This window comes from Paenibacillus sp. CCS19 (assembly GCF_033239625.1).
GTDB lineage: Bacteria > Bacillota > Bacilli > Paenibacillales > Paenibacillaceae > Paenibacillus_T.
In genome coordinates, this window is sequence record NZ_BTCK01000013.1 from 113,925 (window position 1) to 129,990 (window position 16,066).

The 16,066-nt window shown below is 52.3% G+C and carries 7 protein-coding genes; 6 read left to right on the plus strand and 1 reads right to left on the minus strand.

Annotated elements, in window-relative coordinates; all coding sequences use genetic code 11:
• Nucleotides 1-203 precede the first annotated feature (203 nt).
• The 5 genes from SBI19_RS11760 to SBI19_RS11780 all read left to right on the plus strand — a co-directional run bounded on the left by SBI19_RS11760 (nucleotide 204) and on the right by SBI19_RS11780 (nucleotide 12,808).
• Nucleotides 204-2,309, plus strand: coding sequence for an RICIN domain-containing protein (locus SBI19_RS11760; protein ID WP_317968245.1), 2,106 nt, complete (start codon nucleotides 204-206; stop codon nucleotides 2,307-2,309).
• A gap of 211 nt (nucleotides 2,310-2,520) precedes the next feature.
• Nucleotides 2,521-3,807 carry a LysM peptidoglycan-binding domain-containing protein gene (locus SBI19_RS11765; RefSeq protein WP_317968247.1) on the plus strand — a complete coding sequence of 429 codons (1,287 nt, stop codon included), beginning with the start codon at nucleotides 2,521-2,523 and terminating at the stop codon, nucleotides 3,805-3,807.
• A gap of 555 nt (nucleotides 3,808-4,362) precedes the next feature.
• Nucleotides 4,363-5,283, plus strand: a complete 921-nt coding sequence (locus tag SBI19_RS11770) for a phosphoribosyltransferase (protein WP_317968249.1) — start codon at nucleotides 4,363-4,365, stop codon at nucleotides 5,281-5,283.
• Between the two features lie 36 nt (nucleotides 5,284-5,319).
• Complete coding sequence (locus SBI19_RS11775) at nucleotides 5,320-6,537, plus strand: hypothetical protein (RefSeq protein ID WP_317968251.1); 1,218 nt, start codon at nucleotides 5,320-5,322, stop codon at nucleotides 6,535-6,537.
• Nucleotides 6,538-6,769: 232 nt separating this feature from the next.
• Nucleotides 6,770-12,808 (plus strand): Ig-like domain-containing protein, encoded by a 6,039-nt coding sequence (locus SBI19_RS11780; protein WP_317968253.1) that lies wholly within the window; start codon nucleotides 6,770-6,772, stop codon nucleotides 12,806-12,808.
• Between the two features lie 50 nt (nucleotides 12,809-12,858).
• On the opposite strand, the gene SBI19_RS11785 is transcribed toward SBI19_RS11780, so the two are convergent.
• A complete protein-coding gene (locus tag SBI19_RS11785; protein ID WP_317968255.1) occupies nucleotides 12,859-13,758 on the minus strand; it encodes a LysR family transcriptional regulator in 900 nt (299 codons plus the stop codon).
• Between the two features lie 135 nt (nucleotides 13,759-13,893).
• Between SBI19_RS11785 and SBI19_RS11790 the strand changes: the two genes are divergently transcribed.
• Nucleotides 13,894-15,150 carry an MFS transporter gene (locus SBI19_RS11790; protein ID WP_317968257.1) on the plus strand — a complete coding sequence of 419 codons (1,257 nt, stop codon included), beginning with the start codon at nucleotides 13,894-13,896 and terminating at the stop codon, nucleotides 15,148-15,150.
• Nucleotides 15,151-16,066 lie beyond the last annotated feature (916 nt).

A 16,066-nucleotide genomic window follows, 5' to 3' on the forward strand; every position in this document is an offset into this window, starting at 1 on the left:
AACAGCCTGCCGAGAAACAGCCGCGAGAGTGTTGCTAGTGCCTAGGAAGAGAAGGGAGGGGAGCAGTCACTCAATCGTTATGTTTATTGTAAGCGCTTAACTCTAGTGGAAGACGTTTAATCATCCGGCGATGACAGGTGAGGCTCTCCAATCAATAAGCGTTTTACTAAACTTTGAAAAGCGAGAGGGGATTGTTTAACGAAATGCAGCGTACACAGCGAATTTGGACCAATAAGCTCCTGATTATGACCGTCATTTGCGTGTTGTTCATTGTTAGTGTGAGCAGCAGTGCATTCGGTACGGCTATTTCGAATACCACGTCGACGACGACGAGAGTATCGGTGCATGATCCGAACGTTTATTATGATTCAACGACAGGTAAGTACTATATTTATGGCTCGCATGTCGCGCAAGCGTCCAGTACCGATCTAAGAAACTGGTCGTATATCGGGACGCAAGGGTACACGAATACAAGCTTGTATGGCGCACAGACTTACGAAGGCTACTACTATATCAAGAACAAGAACAGCGGTCTCTATCTGGACGTCGAGAACGGCTCGGCGGCGGATGGCGCGAACATTCGCCAGTGGACTTATAACGGGGCGGAAGCTCAGAAGTTCCGCATCGTCTACTACGGCAACGGCGACTACTATTTGCTCACGGGAGCTTCGGCTTATAAGAGCAGCGTTGACGTGTATAACGGCTCGTCCGCCAACGGCACGAACATTGACCAATGGACGTATTGGGGCGGCACCATGCAGCTGTTCAAGATTCAGCAGAACGAAGACGGCACCGTTGCCTTCCTTACGAAGTCGTCTGGTTACGCTTCGGCGCTTGATGTATTGAACGGCAGTACAACAGCCGGCGGCAACGTGGAGCAGTGGCCATATTGGGGCGGCGACATGCAGAAGTGGAAGCTGATCAAGGCCGGCGGCACAGGCAATGCGTCGCGGGCTGCAAACGCAGCGCTCACTTCTTCGCTGGCGCGTTCATTCGCCTATGCGGGCTATAACGACCAAGACAGCTCGGGCGGCACATCGGTCTGGGCACCGGCAATCATCTATAACTCCTCTTATGTATGGGCGGACGGTTCCACGGGCGCTTACATGATGTACTACTGTACCTCCTCGACATACATGCGCTCCGCGATTGGATTTGGTGTATCCAAATCGGTAACGGGTCCATTCGAATATGTCGATACGATCGTCTATTCCGGATTCACGAGCGCAAGCAGTCCGATTACGACGACTTCCTCGCTCGGTACGAAGACCGTTGATATTTGGTACAAAAATACGAACATCCAAGATCTCATCGATAAAGGTACGCTGGCGGGTACGCGAAGCGGCTGGTTCAACAGCAGCGGCGGCTTCAACAATACGTCGTTCCCGAACGCGATCGACCCTGCGCTCACCTATGACAGCAGCGGCAACCTGTGGATGAGCTATGGTTCATGGTCCGGCGGCATCTTCATCCTGCAGATCAACAAATCGACAGGCCAACCTATCTATCCAGGCGCAGACAGCGGCGACACGGACCGTTACTTCGGCAAGAAGATTGCCGGCGGCTACGGCAAATCCGGTGAAGGTCCATTCATCGTCTACGATGCAAGCGCAGGCTACTATTATATGTACGTTACTTACGGCGGCTTGGCGAACGCTGGCGGTTACCACATCCGCGTATACCGTTCGACGTCGATCAACGGCACATATACGGATGCGGCAGGCAATTCGGCGGTTTACGGTTCTTCATCCATTACACAAGGCAACTATGGCATCAAGCTGTTCGGCAACTACACCCTGTCCGGCATTCCGCTTGGCTATAAATCCGGCGGGCACAACTCGGCGTTGATCGATACGGATGGACTGCGTTATCTCGTCTACCATACACGTTTCAATAATGGTACGGAAGGGCACGAGGTTCGCGTGCATCAGCAGTTCTTGAACGCGGATAAGTGGCCGGTGACGGCTGTCTACGAATTCCTCGGCAGCAGCATTTCGTCCACGGGCTACAGCGCAAGCGACATGCAGGGCACGTATCAGTTCGTCAACATGGGCTTGGATGCTGCGACTTCCGGCGTTGGCATGCTGACGACTCAGAGCGTGACGCTGAACTCGAACGGCACAATCTCGGGCAGCGTGACCGGTACGTGGTCGTCTACTTCGGGCTCCTATTACTGCACGATGGTCATTGGCGGCGTAACGTACAAGGGCATCTTCTTCAAGCAAAGAAACGAGCTGTCCAGTCACACCGAAGTCATGACGTTCTCGCTGATCGGCTCGAACAACACGGCGATCTGGGGATCGAAGTAAGAAACTATAACTGGTGAAGAGTAGGCTGTTTCCATTGACGTGGGGGCAGCCTATTTAATCTGTGTAACGATACTCTGGATAGATCGCTGCTGTAGCAGACGGAGAAAAAGGACAGGCGAGCCTTCGTCCATGTTGGTCTAACGCCTCCGTTATGGAATACGCATTAAATGATGCCAGGTGGATGTCGTAACCATAAGGTGAGGAGGCTGTTATGCAAATTCATGTCATACAGTCCGGACAATCGCTCTATCAGCTGTCGCAAACATATGGAATACCTGTTGCAACGATCGCGGAAGCGAATGAAATATCGCCGTCCGAGACATTGGTTGTCGGACAAACATTAGTTATTCCAATCGTCGGGTCGTATTACTGGGTCCAGCCCGGCGATACGCTGACGAGCATTGCTCGGACGCATGGCACGACCGCGGAGCGGCTGGCGGAAGTGAACCAGATCTCGATCAGCGGTGCTTTAACGCCGGGAACGCGGCTGTATATTCCGCCGAGACCGCGGCGGGCGGCGGAGATTAATGCGTACGTCGAGCCGCGCGGGAACAACGTAGCGCCGGCGCTGCTTAACGCGTCCCGTGAAGCGGCGCCGCACCTGACGTATCTGGCGCCTTTCAGCTTCCAAATTAATCGGGATGGGACGCTGAAGCCGCCGCCGCTAGGCGGATTAAGAGAGATCGCCCGTCAGAACGGCGCGGTACTGATGATGGTCGTCACCAACCTGGAGAACGGTCAGTTCAGCGCGGAGCTAGGGCAGGTAATTCTTAATGATGAACAGGTGCAGAACCGGCTGCTCGACAACGTGATTCAGACGGCGCGAGCCCAGGGATTCCGCGACATTCACTTCGACTTGGAGCATCTTCGTCCACAGGACCGCGAGGCTTATAATCGGTTCCTGCGGAAAGCTGCGACTCGGATTCACAATGAAGGGCTGCTCATCTCGACTGCGCTCGCACCGAAGACAAGCGCAACACAAGCAGGGGAATGGTATACCGCGCATGATTACCATACCCATGGACAGATCGTCGACTTCGTCGTCATTATGACGTACGAATGGGGTTACAGCGGCGGACCGCCAATGCCGGTTTCTCCGATAGGCCCCGTACGGCGGGTACTCGAATATGCGCTGACCGAGATGCCAGCCTCGAAGATTATGATGGGCCAAAATCTATACGGCTACGATTGGACGCTGCCCTTCGTACAGGGAGGGGCTTACGCCAAGGCCGTTAGTCCACAGCAGGCAATCCATATCGCTCGTGAGCATAACGCTGCGATTCTCTACGATTACGAGGCGCAGGCGCCGCATTTTAACTATTGGGACAACAACGGCAAGGAGCACGTCGTCTGGTTCGAGGACGCCCGCTCGATACAGGCGAAGTTCGATCTGCTGAAGGAGCTGGGGCTGCGCGGCATCAGCTATTGGAAGCTGGGCTTAAGCTTCCCTCAGAATTGGCTGTTAATCGAAGATAATTTCGAGGTGACGAAGAAATAAGCCGGATGGTGGTTTCGCTTGAAGGGCAGCGACCATAGAGTAGAGCGAGGCATGGTGTTACACGAATTTGAATTTAGTCGGACAAAAGGTTGAGCAGATTAAGGGATCTGTTCAACTTTTTGTGTTGTTAGAGCCGGCCGGGTTGACGTCACAGGATAGCTTCATATGTTCGGTTTGGTGAGCTATTAAGTGTGGTTCAACCACACTTAATGGATAGGAGGCGTAGGTCTCGCACGTTTAAGCGGGGCGCTTCCCCGCTTAATAAAGCGTGATGTTCGATGCCCCGCCGATGCAGAAGAGTTAAGTGGGGTTATCCCACTCTTAATGAGGTTATTTTGGTGGCGGTGGACGGTTAAGTGTGGATTCACCACGCTTATTTCGTTCATCCAACGTTGCTCCAGGGGACAACGCCGATAGGGCATTCATGAGTCCACGGACGGATGCGGCCGTTGATTTTTTTGCCGTCATCGGCTGGCGGATTGTGTGATACAATCTTGTAGGATTATAGGTTGATTGGATAGTTCTACTAATAGAAGTGCTAGAAAGGGGCGCGTCATGAGGCGGCATATTTATTTGGACTACAATGCAATTGCATTGCGATTGGATGCAATGGCGGAACAGATTAAGCAAGCCGGACACGAGGCGTTGGTCATCATTCTGCGCGGAGGCTCCTTCAGCGGCGTGCACCTGGCATTCCTGACGGGGCTGCCTGTTTATTTTCTTAAGTATGATCGGACGCTTCAGCATGTACAGTGGGTCGGACCGGCGCCTGAGCAGTCCAGCGTCTTGTTGTGCGAGGACTTCGCGGGAAGCGGGAAGACGCTCATTACCTGCAAGCAGTTTCTTGTGGATGCGGGCTATCAGACAGCGACATGCGTCGTCTGCGTGGACAGGCTGTCGGCTTCGACGCCTGATTACTCGTGCTTCTGGCTGCAGGAGGAGGATGCGCGCATTATTCTCCCATGGGAACGGTATAGGCTTAATCATGCGGTAGATCTCGGCCTTGGGATGAACGATCTAGCCTATGAGAAGGTCGGCTGGGACATGGACGGCGTGTTCTTGGATGATGTCGCAAGCGAGCATTACGCGGCGGATCTCGAGAATGCGCTGCAGATGCGGGACAAGCTGCTGCCGGCGCCTTATGCTCCGGCGCTCATTCAAGAGGACATCATTATTACAGGAAGACCGACGCAGGATGAGGAGCGCACGCGCCGCTGGCTGCAGCAGCATCACCGCCATGAGCTGGAACTGCATCTGCGGGATGACGGGGTTGAGAAGCCTACGTCGCAGACGACCGGGGAGTGGAAAGCGAAGAAGGCGCTCGCGCTCGGATGTACGCATTACGTCGAGAGCGATGCGGAGCAAGCGGTGTTCATTGCGGCCCTGTACCCGCAGCTGCGGGTCATCTGGTGGAACAGCGGGCGGCCGATGCTCGTTCAAGCCTCGCCTACTGCGCTTCGTGCACCGCAACCGTAAGACTATTGATCAGGCATAAAAGGACGTGAACGGTTCATGTATTGCAAACATTGCGGGGGCTTCATCCAGCTGCCGGCGGATCACTGCCCCAAGTGCGGCATTGCGGTCAGCAGCCAGCCCGACCCGCGCTCGAAGTTCGTAGAGGAGGACACGGCGGCAGTGAATCGGAGCAGATGGTGGAAACATTGGCTGCGCCAAGCTTCCGTAGGCGCATTGATCGCTGGCTTCGGCGTATTGATTTGGCTGCTGACTTATTGGCTGATGGATACGAGGATGCTGAAGGGAAAGACGTTGGAGCGCGGCGACGATATTTTATCGATCGTGTTCAATATTAGTTCCTCGACGCTTACGCTCGTCGGTCTGGTTACGATCTTCGTCTCGATCAACGGGCAGCATCGCATTCAGCGGTGCAGGGAAATTCTATGGGAGCTGATGGAGCTTCCTTATCAATGCTGGAACGACCGCGGGAAGTTCGAGTATAAATTTACGTTAGAGCAGGGCATTCGCCAGCGCTTCCTGGCTTACAAGGAAGTCATGCACAGCGGACGGACGTTCAACTACGTCATCGTCATGTTCGCTTTCGTCATCATTATTATCGTATCTTCGATGATTACCGCCACGGTGTCAGGGATGGGGTCGGCGTATTTCACCAATATGAATGAGGCGACTTTCATTAAGCATACGGTACGACTTGGCGTCGTTATGATGCTTGCGTTCGGACTGCTGATTCTGTCGCTGTCCCGTATCTCGCTTATTGCGAGCCTGCCGAGTCTGCGCAATCTGATCGATACGAATGCGACGAAGACGGGACTGTCGAGCATATTGTTCGCCGCCATTACGATGCGGGTCATTCCGACGAATCCGCTTGTTATACGGTTCGCGTTTCCTTTTCGCAATATGAAGATATGTCCATGGATCGTTGGCACGCTGCGAGAGACGGGGGAAGAAGTGCTGCTGCTCGGCGGTCCATTCGAGACCGATCCGAACAAGACGCCATTGCGGCTTGCGCATATCGATCATGATCGGGCGCATCGGCTGCAGTATATGGTGATGCCGGAGTTCGACGTGTCGTTATATTCGAAAGTGAAGTATCATTTCGAGCTGCAATCGAAGCAGGGAACGGTTTATGTACGGTTCGAACAAACAGCGGATGAGAGCGGCGTGCTGAATCAGGATTGGATCCATCCAATCGGCATCGGTCCGAAGCTGGCGATTGAGAGTCAATTGTTTGAGAATGTCATTCCGAGATCGTAAACGATGAGAGCTCTTATCTGGCGAATAGCCTGGTAAGAGCTTGTTTTTATTTTGTAAGCATTAATGTAAATTCTTTTATCAGCATGAAAGATGAAAATTAATGTGCAAGTGATGTGTTTTATATCGTTATCAATTATAATCTTGTAGGAATAAATATTTATAATCCGATACTTCCAACATTTTCCGATGTTGTTGGCAGAAATAATCATCATGAATAGAGGGGGATAATTGTATGAGAATACGAGCTAAAGTAAGAAGATCAACGATGATGTTGGTCTTCGCTGCCGTACTGCTTAGTCAGGTAGTATTCGGCGGATTCATCAACGTTAATGTCGCACAGGCTGCGGTCAATGTTGATTACGGTACGGCGAACAAAATCGATCTATCCACCAAGGGTCTGGACTTCGATATGCAGTGGATAACCTATGACCAGTTTATTGGTCTGCCAGGCGGGAAGATCGGGATCTTGGGCTACACAGCGCTTGGTCATAGCTATTCTGTCATTGATAGCAACGGCAGCGTTGTGTTTGATCTGCCTCTGAACACGAATGAGATCATGGGCGTAAGAGCACTTGATTATTCAGAGATTTATGCCAGTCCGATGGCGAACGGAAATACGGTCATTATGTGGAACGGGCAGCAGGGAGGCTGCGATATGAATAGCGGACACAGCATCCAATTCATTATCGTCGATGCTCTAGGCAATGTCGTTCAGCCTGCAACTGATATTAGCACTGCGACCGCGGACTACAATTGCTATTCATACGCTCAGCCATTATCCGATGGTAATATTGCATTCATGTATCAGGTTACTGGAGCAGAGTATTATTACCGGATTTTTGATACGACGACTGCAGCATTCCTTGCGGCTCCGGTGTCGGTTGAAGGAGCAGGCGCTAACGATTCAACTAGCACGCATGTGATTGCTGCCAGCTCTAACGGAACGTTTATGATTGCGTATCATACGCATAATGCCACACAGTACCATGTTGCTGTTTATCGAAATGATGGCAAGAGAATCAATGCATTCGATTATGCAACAGAAGATATTCTTGGCAATGGACACAAATCGCTAGCGGCATTGTCGAATGGCAATTACGCGCTGCTGGTTAACACGCCTTCCGGATTTCAGCTCCAAATTATGGACAGCATCGGTAATCCAGTCGGGCCGCCGATTACGAGCGGATTGAAATATACGACTGCCGATCCAGCTGTTCAAATTGACGAGCCAGGCGTGTTGGGACTCGGTGACGGCGGATTTCTCGTCCTTGACAATGCGTATCAGAATGTTGCACCCGATTACCCTGGCCAGTTGTATGTGAAACAATTCAACAACGATGGAACGCCTTATAACAATAACAGCAGCTGGCTCGCAACAGGGGTTGAAGGAAGCGTTCATACATACGGCTGGGCTTTCGCTGGCTATGATCGAGGTTTCGGGTACATAAACTGGATTGACTTCATGCTGCATACCTATGGCATGGAGATTCCTGTAGCGAGTGTATCGCTTGACCAATCATCGCTCGACTTGTTAGTAGGAGGAGCGACAGCGACACTTACAGCTTCGGTTCTTCCGTCGAATGCGACGAATAAGGCTGTTATTTGGAGCTCCGACGATGCAGGCATCGCATCGGTTGCCAATGGGATTGTTACGCCTGTAGGCGCAGGCTCAACCTTTATTCGAGCTACGACGATTGATGGAGCCAAGGTTGCAATGGCCGCGGTTACAGTAGGAATACCGATTACAGGTATTACGCTGGATCAACCTGCTTTGACCTTCGAGACGGGTGATTCGGCTGTTACGCTGACGCCAACGATTACGCCGTCGAATGCAAGCAATAAGACTTTAATGTGGGCTACAAGCAACTCTGGAGTTGCAACCGTTGATGTTTCTGGTGTCGTAACACCTGTTGGACCGGGGACAGCAATGATATCGGCAGTGGCTGCGGATGGAAGCATGAAGATGGCAGCAGCTACAGTCACCGTTATCGCCCGTGTAACGGGTGTAACATTGGATCAATCGACAATGAGCCTCAATACGGGTGGTGCGGCAGGAGCGTTGACGGCAACCGTCTCGCCTGCGAACGCTACGAACAAGAACGTAACGTGGAGCTCGGATAATACGGATGTGGCAACGGTAGCGAATGGCATCATTACGCCGGTTGGTGCAGGAACTGCCAATATTACAGTGACAACAGCGGACGGAGCGAAGAAGGCAACGGCAGCGATTACGGTAACGACGCGAGTATCCGGCGTAACCTTGGATAAGACATCACTAAACTTATATACAGGTGGAGCAAACGGTGTATTGGTCGCAACGGTTAACCCGTCCGATGCATCGAACAAGGACGTAACATGGAGCTCGGATAACTCGAGTGTTGCGACCGTATCGAATGGTATTGTGACACCAGTAAGCGCAGGTGTTGCACACATTACCGTGATGACGGCCGACGGGATGAAGACAGATACAGCGACTGTCACGGTAACGACGAAGGTTTCTGGCATTATGTTGGATCAACCGACGATGAGCCTGTATACAGGCGGACCGACAGGGACGCTGGTTGCAACGGTTGCACCATCGAATGCGTCGGATAAGACGGTGATATGGACTTCAGATAACACGAGCGTAGCGACGGTAGTCAATGGCGTTGTTACACCAGTGGCTGTAGGTAAAGCGCATATTACCGCTAAGACGGCAGATGGTAACTTCACAGCGACGAGTACAGTAACCGTAACGACCAAAGTGATAAGCGTTACGTTGGATAAGCCAACGCTTCAGCTGTTTACGGGTGGAGCAGAGGGTACGCTGATCGCGACGGTTAATCCATCGAATGCAACGAACCAGAACGTAACGTGGAGCTCGGATGACGAAGACGTTGCAACGGTTGTGGATGGCGTTGTAACGCCAGTAAAAGCGGGCACGGCGCATATTACGGTGACAACAGTAGATGGCGGCTATACGGCGACGAGTACGGTTACGGTCACAACACAGGTAACGGGCGTCACGCTGGATCAGCCAACAATGCACCTTTACACTGGCGGCTCGAATGGAACGCTGGTTGCTGCAGTGAAACCAACGAATGCAACGAACAAGAATGTGACGTGGAGCTCTGACCAATCGAGCGTTGCAACGGTTGTGGATGGTGTCGTTACGCCAGTCAGCGCCGGCACGGCGCATATTACCGTTACTACAGTGGATGGTAACTACTCCGCGACGAGCACGGTAACGGTAACAACAGCAGTAACGGGCGTAGCATTGGATAAACCAACGATGCAGTTGTTTACAGGCGGCGCATCCGGAACGTTAGCTGCAACTGTAAGCCCATCGAAAGCAACGAATAAGGATGTAACGTGGAGCTCAGATAATACGAGTGTCGCAACAGTAGATGACGGTGTAGTGACACCAGTCCGTGCAGGAACGGCACACATTACCGTGACTACAGTGGATGGCAGCTTTACAGCAACAAGCACGATTACGGTAACGACATTGGTTACAGGCGTAGCGTTGGATCAGCCAACGATGCATCTGTTCACAGGCGGATCGAACGGAACGCTGGTCGCGACGATTGCGCCAGCTGCCGCATCGAATAAGGACGTAACGTGGACATCGGACAATGCAAGCGTCGCAACGGTTGCAGACGGTGTTGTAACACCTGTCAGCGCAGGCACAGCGTATATCACCGTTAAGACGGTGGATGGGAATTTCGCGGCGACAAGTACAGTAACGGTTACGACGCCAGTAACGGGTGTAGCGTTGGATCAGCCAACGATGCATCTATTTACGGGCGGAGCGAATGGCACGTTGGCTGCCACCGTAAGTCCATCGAATGCCACGAACAAGAATGTAACGTGGAGTTCGGATAATACGAGTGTCGCAACAGTAGCTGACGGTGTTGTAACACCAGTCAGCGCAGGAACGGCGCATATTACCGTGACAACGGAGGATGGCAGCTTTACAGCAGCAAGCACAGTAACGGTCACGACCTCTGTAACAGGCATAGCACTGGATCAACCGACGATGCACCTGTACACAGGCGGCTCGAACGGAACGCTGGTGGCGACCATTGCACCAGCCAACGCAACGAACAAGGGCGTCACATGGAGCTCGGACAACACCAATGTAGCAACGGTAGCGAATGGTGTTGTTACGCCAGTTGGCGTAGGTACGGCACATATTACGGTTAAAACAGTGGATGGCGATTATACGGCGACGAGCACGATTACCGTCACGACTGCAGCCACAGGCGTAACATTGGATCAGCCGACGATGCACCTGTTCACGGGCGGAGCTAATGGTACGTTAGTGGCGACTGTTGCACCGTCGAATGCAACGAATAAGAATGTAACTTGGAGCTCGGACAATACGAGTGTTGCAACCGTTGTGACTGGCGTCGTCACGCCAGTCAGCGCAGGAACGGCACACATCACCGTAACAACGGCAGATGGCAGCTTTACAGCAATAAGCACGATAACCGTAACGACACCTGTAACGGGTGTGACACTGGATCATGCAGCGCTGCATCTATTCAAAGGTGGAGCAGATGGTACGCTGACACCGGTATTTGCGCCTGCGAATGCAACGAATAAGAAGGTAACGTGGAGCTCGGATGACACGAGTGTCGCAACGGTAGTGGACGGCGTCGTCACGCCAGTCGGGGCAGGTACGGCGCATATTACCGTCACGACCGAAGACGGCGGCTATACGGCGACGAGTACGATAACCGTTACGACGCCTGTAACAGGCGTGAAGCTGGACCGTACGACTCTAGGTCTGACGCTGGGAGGATCGGCGGATACGCTCAAGGCAACGATTACGCCTGCGGATGCAACGAATTCGAATCTCACATGGAGCTCCAGCGATCCAACTGTAGCAACCGTGGCGGATGGCGTTATTACGCCAGCAGCGGTTGGAACGACGACGATTACGGTAACAACAGCAGACGGCGGTTTCACTGCGACCAGCCAAGTAACGGTCAGTTATCCGTACTACCCTCCTGCGGACAACGGCTCGGATGAATTTGAAGTGCTTGTTAACGGCAAACCAGAAAGTGCAGGCAAGATAACGAAGAAGGAACAGGATGGGCGAACGGTCACGACAGTTACTGTTGATCCAGACAAATTGGACAAAAGACTTGCTTCGGAGGGTCAAGGAGCAGTCGTAACGATTCCTGTTCCAGAGATGTCCGATAAGCTCATTATCGAGCTTACGGCTGACATGATCAGAGGGCTGGACGAGAAGGAAGCGGTTATCGTTATTAAGACGGATCGGGGAACCTATACGATTCCAGCAGATCAGATCAATATTGGAGCAATCTCGGATCAGCTTGGCAGTGCAATCGGTTTGAAGGATATTAAAATTCAAATTCAACTCAGCGTACCAGCAGATGACATGATGGACGTTGTGGACAATACTGCAGAGAAAGGCTCGTTTAAGGTTGTTGTACCGCCGCTGGACTTCACGATCCTAGGCGTGTATGGCGACCGCACGATCAAGATTTCGAAGTTTAATGTGTACGTCGAACGTCTCCTAGCCATTCCTGACGATGTCGACCCTAGCAAAGTCACAACAGGCGTCGTTATCGAGCCAGACGGAACGTTCCGCCAAGTGCCAACGAAGGTGTTCGCGATCGATGGGCACTACTACGCGGCCATTAATAGTTTGACGAACAGCACATATGCGCTCGTCTCGCATCCGGTTACATTCAGCGATGTGGCGAACCATTGGTCGAAGAACGCGGTCAATGATATGGGCTCCCGCCTCATTATTGAAGGCGTAGGCAATGGCTTGTTCCAGCCGAATCGAGACATTACGCGCGCGGAATTCGCGGCGATTATCGTTCGTGCACTGGGGCTTGAGCTCAAGAGCGGGAAAGCACCGTTCAGCGATGTAAATGAAAGCGCTTGGTACAACCAGGTAATCCATACGGCTTATCAATATGACCTCATCGATGGCTTCGAGGATGGAACGTTCCATCCGAGCGATCTCATTACGCGTGAGCAGGCAATGGTCATCATTGCGAAAGCAATGAAATTGACGGGTCTCAAGGCGAAGCTGCCTTCCCAATCGACCGATGTTACGTTGGAGCCATTCGAAGATGCATCGAGTGCTGCTAAGTGGGCGCTGGAAGGCATTGCCGACAGTGTTCAGGCTGGTATTGTGACAGGCCGTAACGGTTCGGAGCTTGCGCCGAAGGACAATATTACAAGAGCAGAGGTTGCTGCGATCATTCAACGTTTGCTGCAGAAATCCGATCTTATCTCACTTGTTTGATAAAAATGTGCAAAAGCCGCTTCCCGTAGGGGAGGCGGCTTTTACATTTGTTATAGACCATGCGCGGGAGGTTTGCTGAAGAAGTCGATCACGAACTCGCGAAAATGAACGGCGGCTTCGGACAAGTAGTGCTTCTTATTCCAAGCGATGCCGAACGTCCGCTGGCAGATCGGATCGGATATTTGGACCTGAACGGTATCTGGATGAGAGGCGCGCTTACCCAGGGACAGCGGCAGCGTGAACGTAATGCCAAGGCCCATCTCGACCAGCGTCTGAATGGAGCTGACCTCCTCCAACTCGAAGGCGATGTGAGGCTCGAACCCTGCTCTTCGGCAAAATCCATCGGTTATCTCTCTGAAATTCGAAACCGAGGATAACGTGATGAAAGGCTCGTCCGCCGCTTCGCTCAGCGCGATGCTGTCACGAGCGGCGAATCGATGCCCCTTGGGCACCGTCAGGCACAGCTCTTCTTCGGCCAGCGTCAGCCATTCGATATCAGGACCCGTAATCGGGGTCGTGCAAATGCAGAAGTCGATGTCGGCTCGCTCCAGCTCCGCCTTCATCTCGACAACCGAGCCAAGCTGCCGCTGAATAATGCGGACATGCGGATGCGCGGTCAGAAAATCTTTGAGCAGCGTCGGCAGCACATAAGGAAGCGTCACGGAGATCGAAACGACGCCGCGCTCTAGACCCGCCATATCGGATAGCTCACGCTCTCCTTCTTCGAGTTCAAGAAACGCCCGTTCCACGCGGCGGAGATAGGTGCGACCGTAGGCGTTCAGCTTCACCTGCCGGCCTTGGCGCTCGAATAGAGGGACGCCAAGCTTCTTCTCGAGGCGCTGAATCGAGTTGCTTAGCGATGGCTGCGACACATTCAGTTCTTTGGCCGCTTTCGTAATATGCTCCAGCCGTGCGACGGCTTGAAAATATTTTAACTGAAGAAATTCCACAGCGATTCACTCGCTCTCCATATCACTTTAATGTGATGAATCTATCACTGAATTAGTATTATACATGATCAATCTCCACTTTTATAATGATCTAACATATAGAAAGCTTCATTGGAGATTGGAGAGCGAATTGTCGTGATAAAGGAGAGAATCTGGACTAGAGATTTCATTGTTGTCTGTTTGAGCAGTTTTTTCATGTTCATGACATTTTATATTTTGGCGACGGCGTTCCCGTTGTATGTAAGGGACAGTCTGCATGGCGATCAGCAGCAGATGGGGCTGGCGATTACGGTTTATGTCGTTGGCGGGGTGTTGGGCCGGCCGTTCTCGGGATTATGGGTGGATCGGTTCGGGAAGAAAAAGATGGCGGTCATCGGCATGTTCATCTTCCTGCTCGCCTGTGTCAGCTATTTCGGAGCGAAAGGTATGGCGCTGTTCCTCATCGTTCGGCTCCTGCACGGTATTAGCTATGCTGTTGCTTCGACGGCTACGAGCACGGCCGCTACGGTTATTATTCCGGCTTCACGGCAGGGTGAAGGTATTGGTTATTTCAGCATGTTCATGAGTATCGCGATGGCGATTGGACCAGCGCTGGGGCTGCTTCTATGGAAGGACCATAATATCAATGTGCTGCTGACCGGTGTAAGCGTGATCGCGGCGGCATCCCTAATCTTCACGCTTGGCATTCGGCTGCCGAAGGAGCAGAACAATCAGGCGGATAAGCAAGAGCAGCTGGCGGAAGTTTCGGCTGCACAGAAGCAGGAGCAGGAGTCTGCCGGTAATAAGAAGCGGGGTTGGGGAAAATTTCTCGAACCGAAGGCTGTGCCGATCTCGCTCGTCGGATTTATTCTCAGCTTCGCATACAGCTCGCTGTCGGGTTTCTTCGCCTCGTTCGCCGAGGAGATTCACCAATCGAACATTACGGCGCTATTTTTTGTCGTATTCGCGGTTATGATTGTGGTGTCACGCCCTATTGTAGGCAAAGTGTTCGATAACTATAAGGAGCACTACTTGTATTATCCGGGCATTGCGTTGTTCATTGTAGGGATGCTCGTATTGAGCGCGGCTCACTCTGGTTTCATGGTGCTGCTGGCGGCTATGGTGCTCGGCGTCGGGTACGGAGCGCTGCTGCCATGCTTCCAGACACTAGCGATCAAGCTGTCGCCCGCGCATCGAAGAGGAAGCGCGACCGGCACCTTCTTCTTGTTATTCGACTTAGGTTACGGCTTCGGCTCGTACTTCATGGGCATGATCGCATCGTTCACGGACTATCGCGTCATGTATGAAGGCGCAGGCGTCGTAGCGCTCTTGTCGGCGGTCAGCTACTACATCCTCCATCATCGCCGCCAAGCCAAGCGCTCTTCGCTGCCACGGCAGGCTGGCGTAGCATAAAGAGATCCCCCGAACGGTTAGTCGTTCGGGGGATTTTGTTTTCTCGTTGTTGTTTCCTCGTTGTTGTGCGTGGTGACGAGGGGGATGGGAGAGAGCAGCTGCGGCAGATAATGTGAGAGTAGAGAAGTGTAACGAATCGAGAGTACGTTATATGTTCGGGTTGAGCTATTCGGCGCTGTAACGAACCGAGGAGATTCTATTTGCTGTATGATCTGGAAAATTAGACGGTTTTCCTCGCAATAGCGCTCCTACAGTTCGTTAGAGAAGAAACTGGTTGTTTTGGAGCCCAATAGCGTCGCTGTAGTTCGTTAGAGAATAGTCACTTGTGGAGAGCACAGCAGATAGTGGCAGGTAGGCGGCTGGAACACATCATTAACCATTCAAAGGTGCTGCCGACAGTCAAACGGTGGAGCGTGCTGAGCTGTAACGGACTGAGATAACACTATTCGTATCAGCAAGCCCGCCCGTCATCATTAGGAACTCAGGAGACCTTATTCTCTGTGTTCGCCAACTAACCAACTCGTTTGTGACCCGATAGCGCTCCCACTGTCCGTTAGATCCGAAACTAGTCACTTTCGAGGCGAATAGCGTCGTTATGGTCCGTCCGCTATGTGACTGGCGTGTTGGATGACCGTCGAGGCCACAGCCAAGAAGTAAAGACTAGAATCCCCGAAACGCCTAAGCGTTGCGGGGATTCCACCCCCAGTTCACCACCCTCAGGGGGATTTTTAGTAAGCGAAGCTACAGACAGCGACGACGGAGCATGCGAATGATTCTGGAGAAACGTAGTGGTCGCCTTTGTCACTCGGATTGTTACCAAATCTGAATTTATAAAATCAGAACAATCCGAGGACAACAGTTATTATGAACGAAACAGACTCCCCGAATTGCAACACCTTAGGTTACTTTTGGGAAT

Coding starts and splice junctions, on each gene's coding strand:
- SBI19_RS11780 (WP_317968253.1), top strand. CDS start 6,770: ATGAGAATACGAGCTAAAGTAAGAAGATCAACGATGATGTTGGTCTTC.
- SBI19_RS11770 (WP_317968249.1), top strand. CDS start 4,363: ATGAGGCGGCATATTTATTTGGACTACAATGCAATTGCATTGCGATTG.
- SBI19_RS11765 (WP_317968247.1), top strand. CDS start 2,521: ATGCAAATTCATGTCATACAGTCCGGACAATCGCTCTATCAGCTGTCG.
- SBI19_RS11775 (WP_317968251.1), top strand. CDS start 5,320: ATGTATTGCAAACATTGCGGGGGCTTCATCCAGCTGCCGGCGGATCAC.
- SBI19_RS11760 (WP_317968245.1), top strand. CDS start 204: ATGCAGCGTACACAGCGAATTTGGACCAATAAGCTCCTGATTATGACC.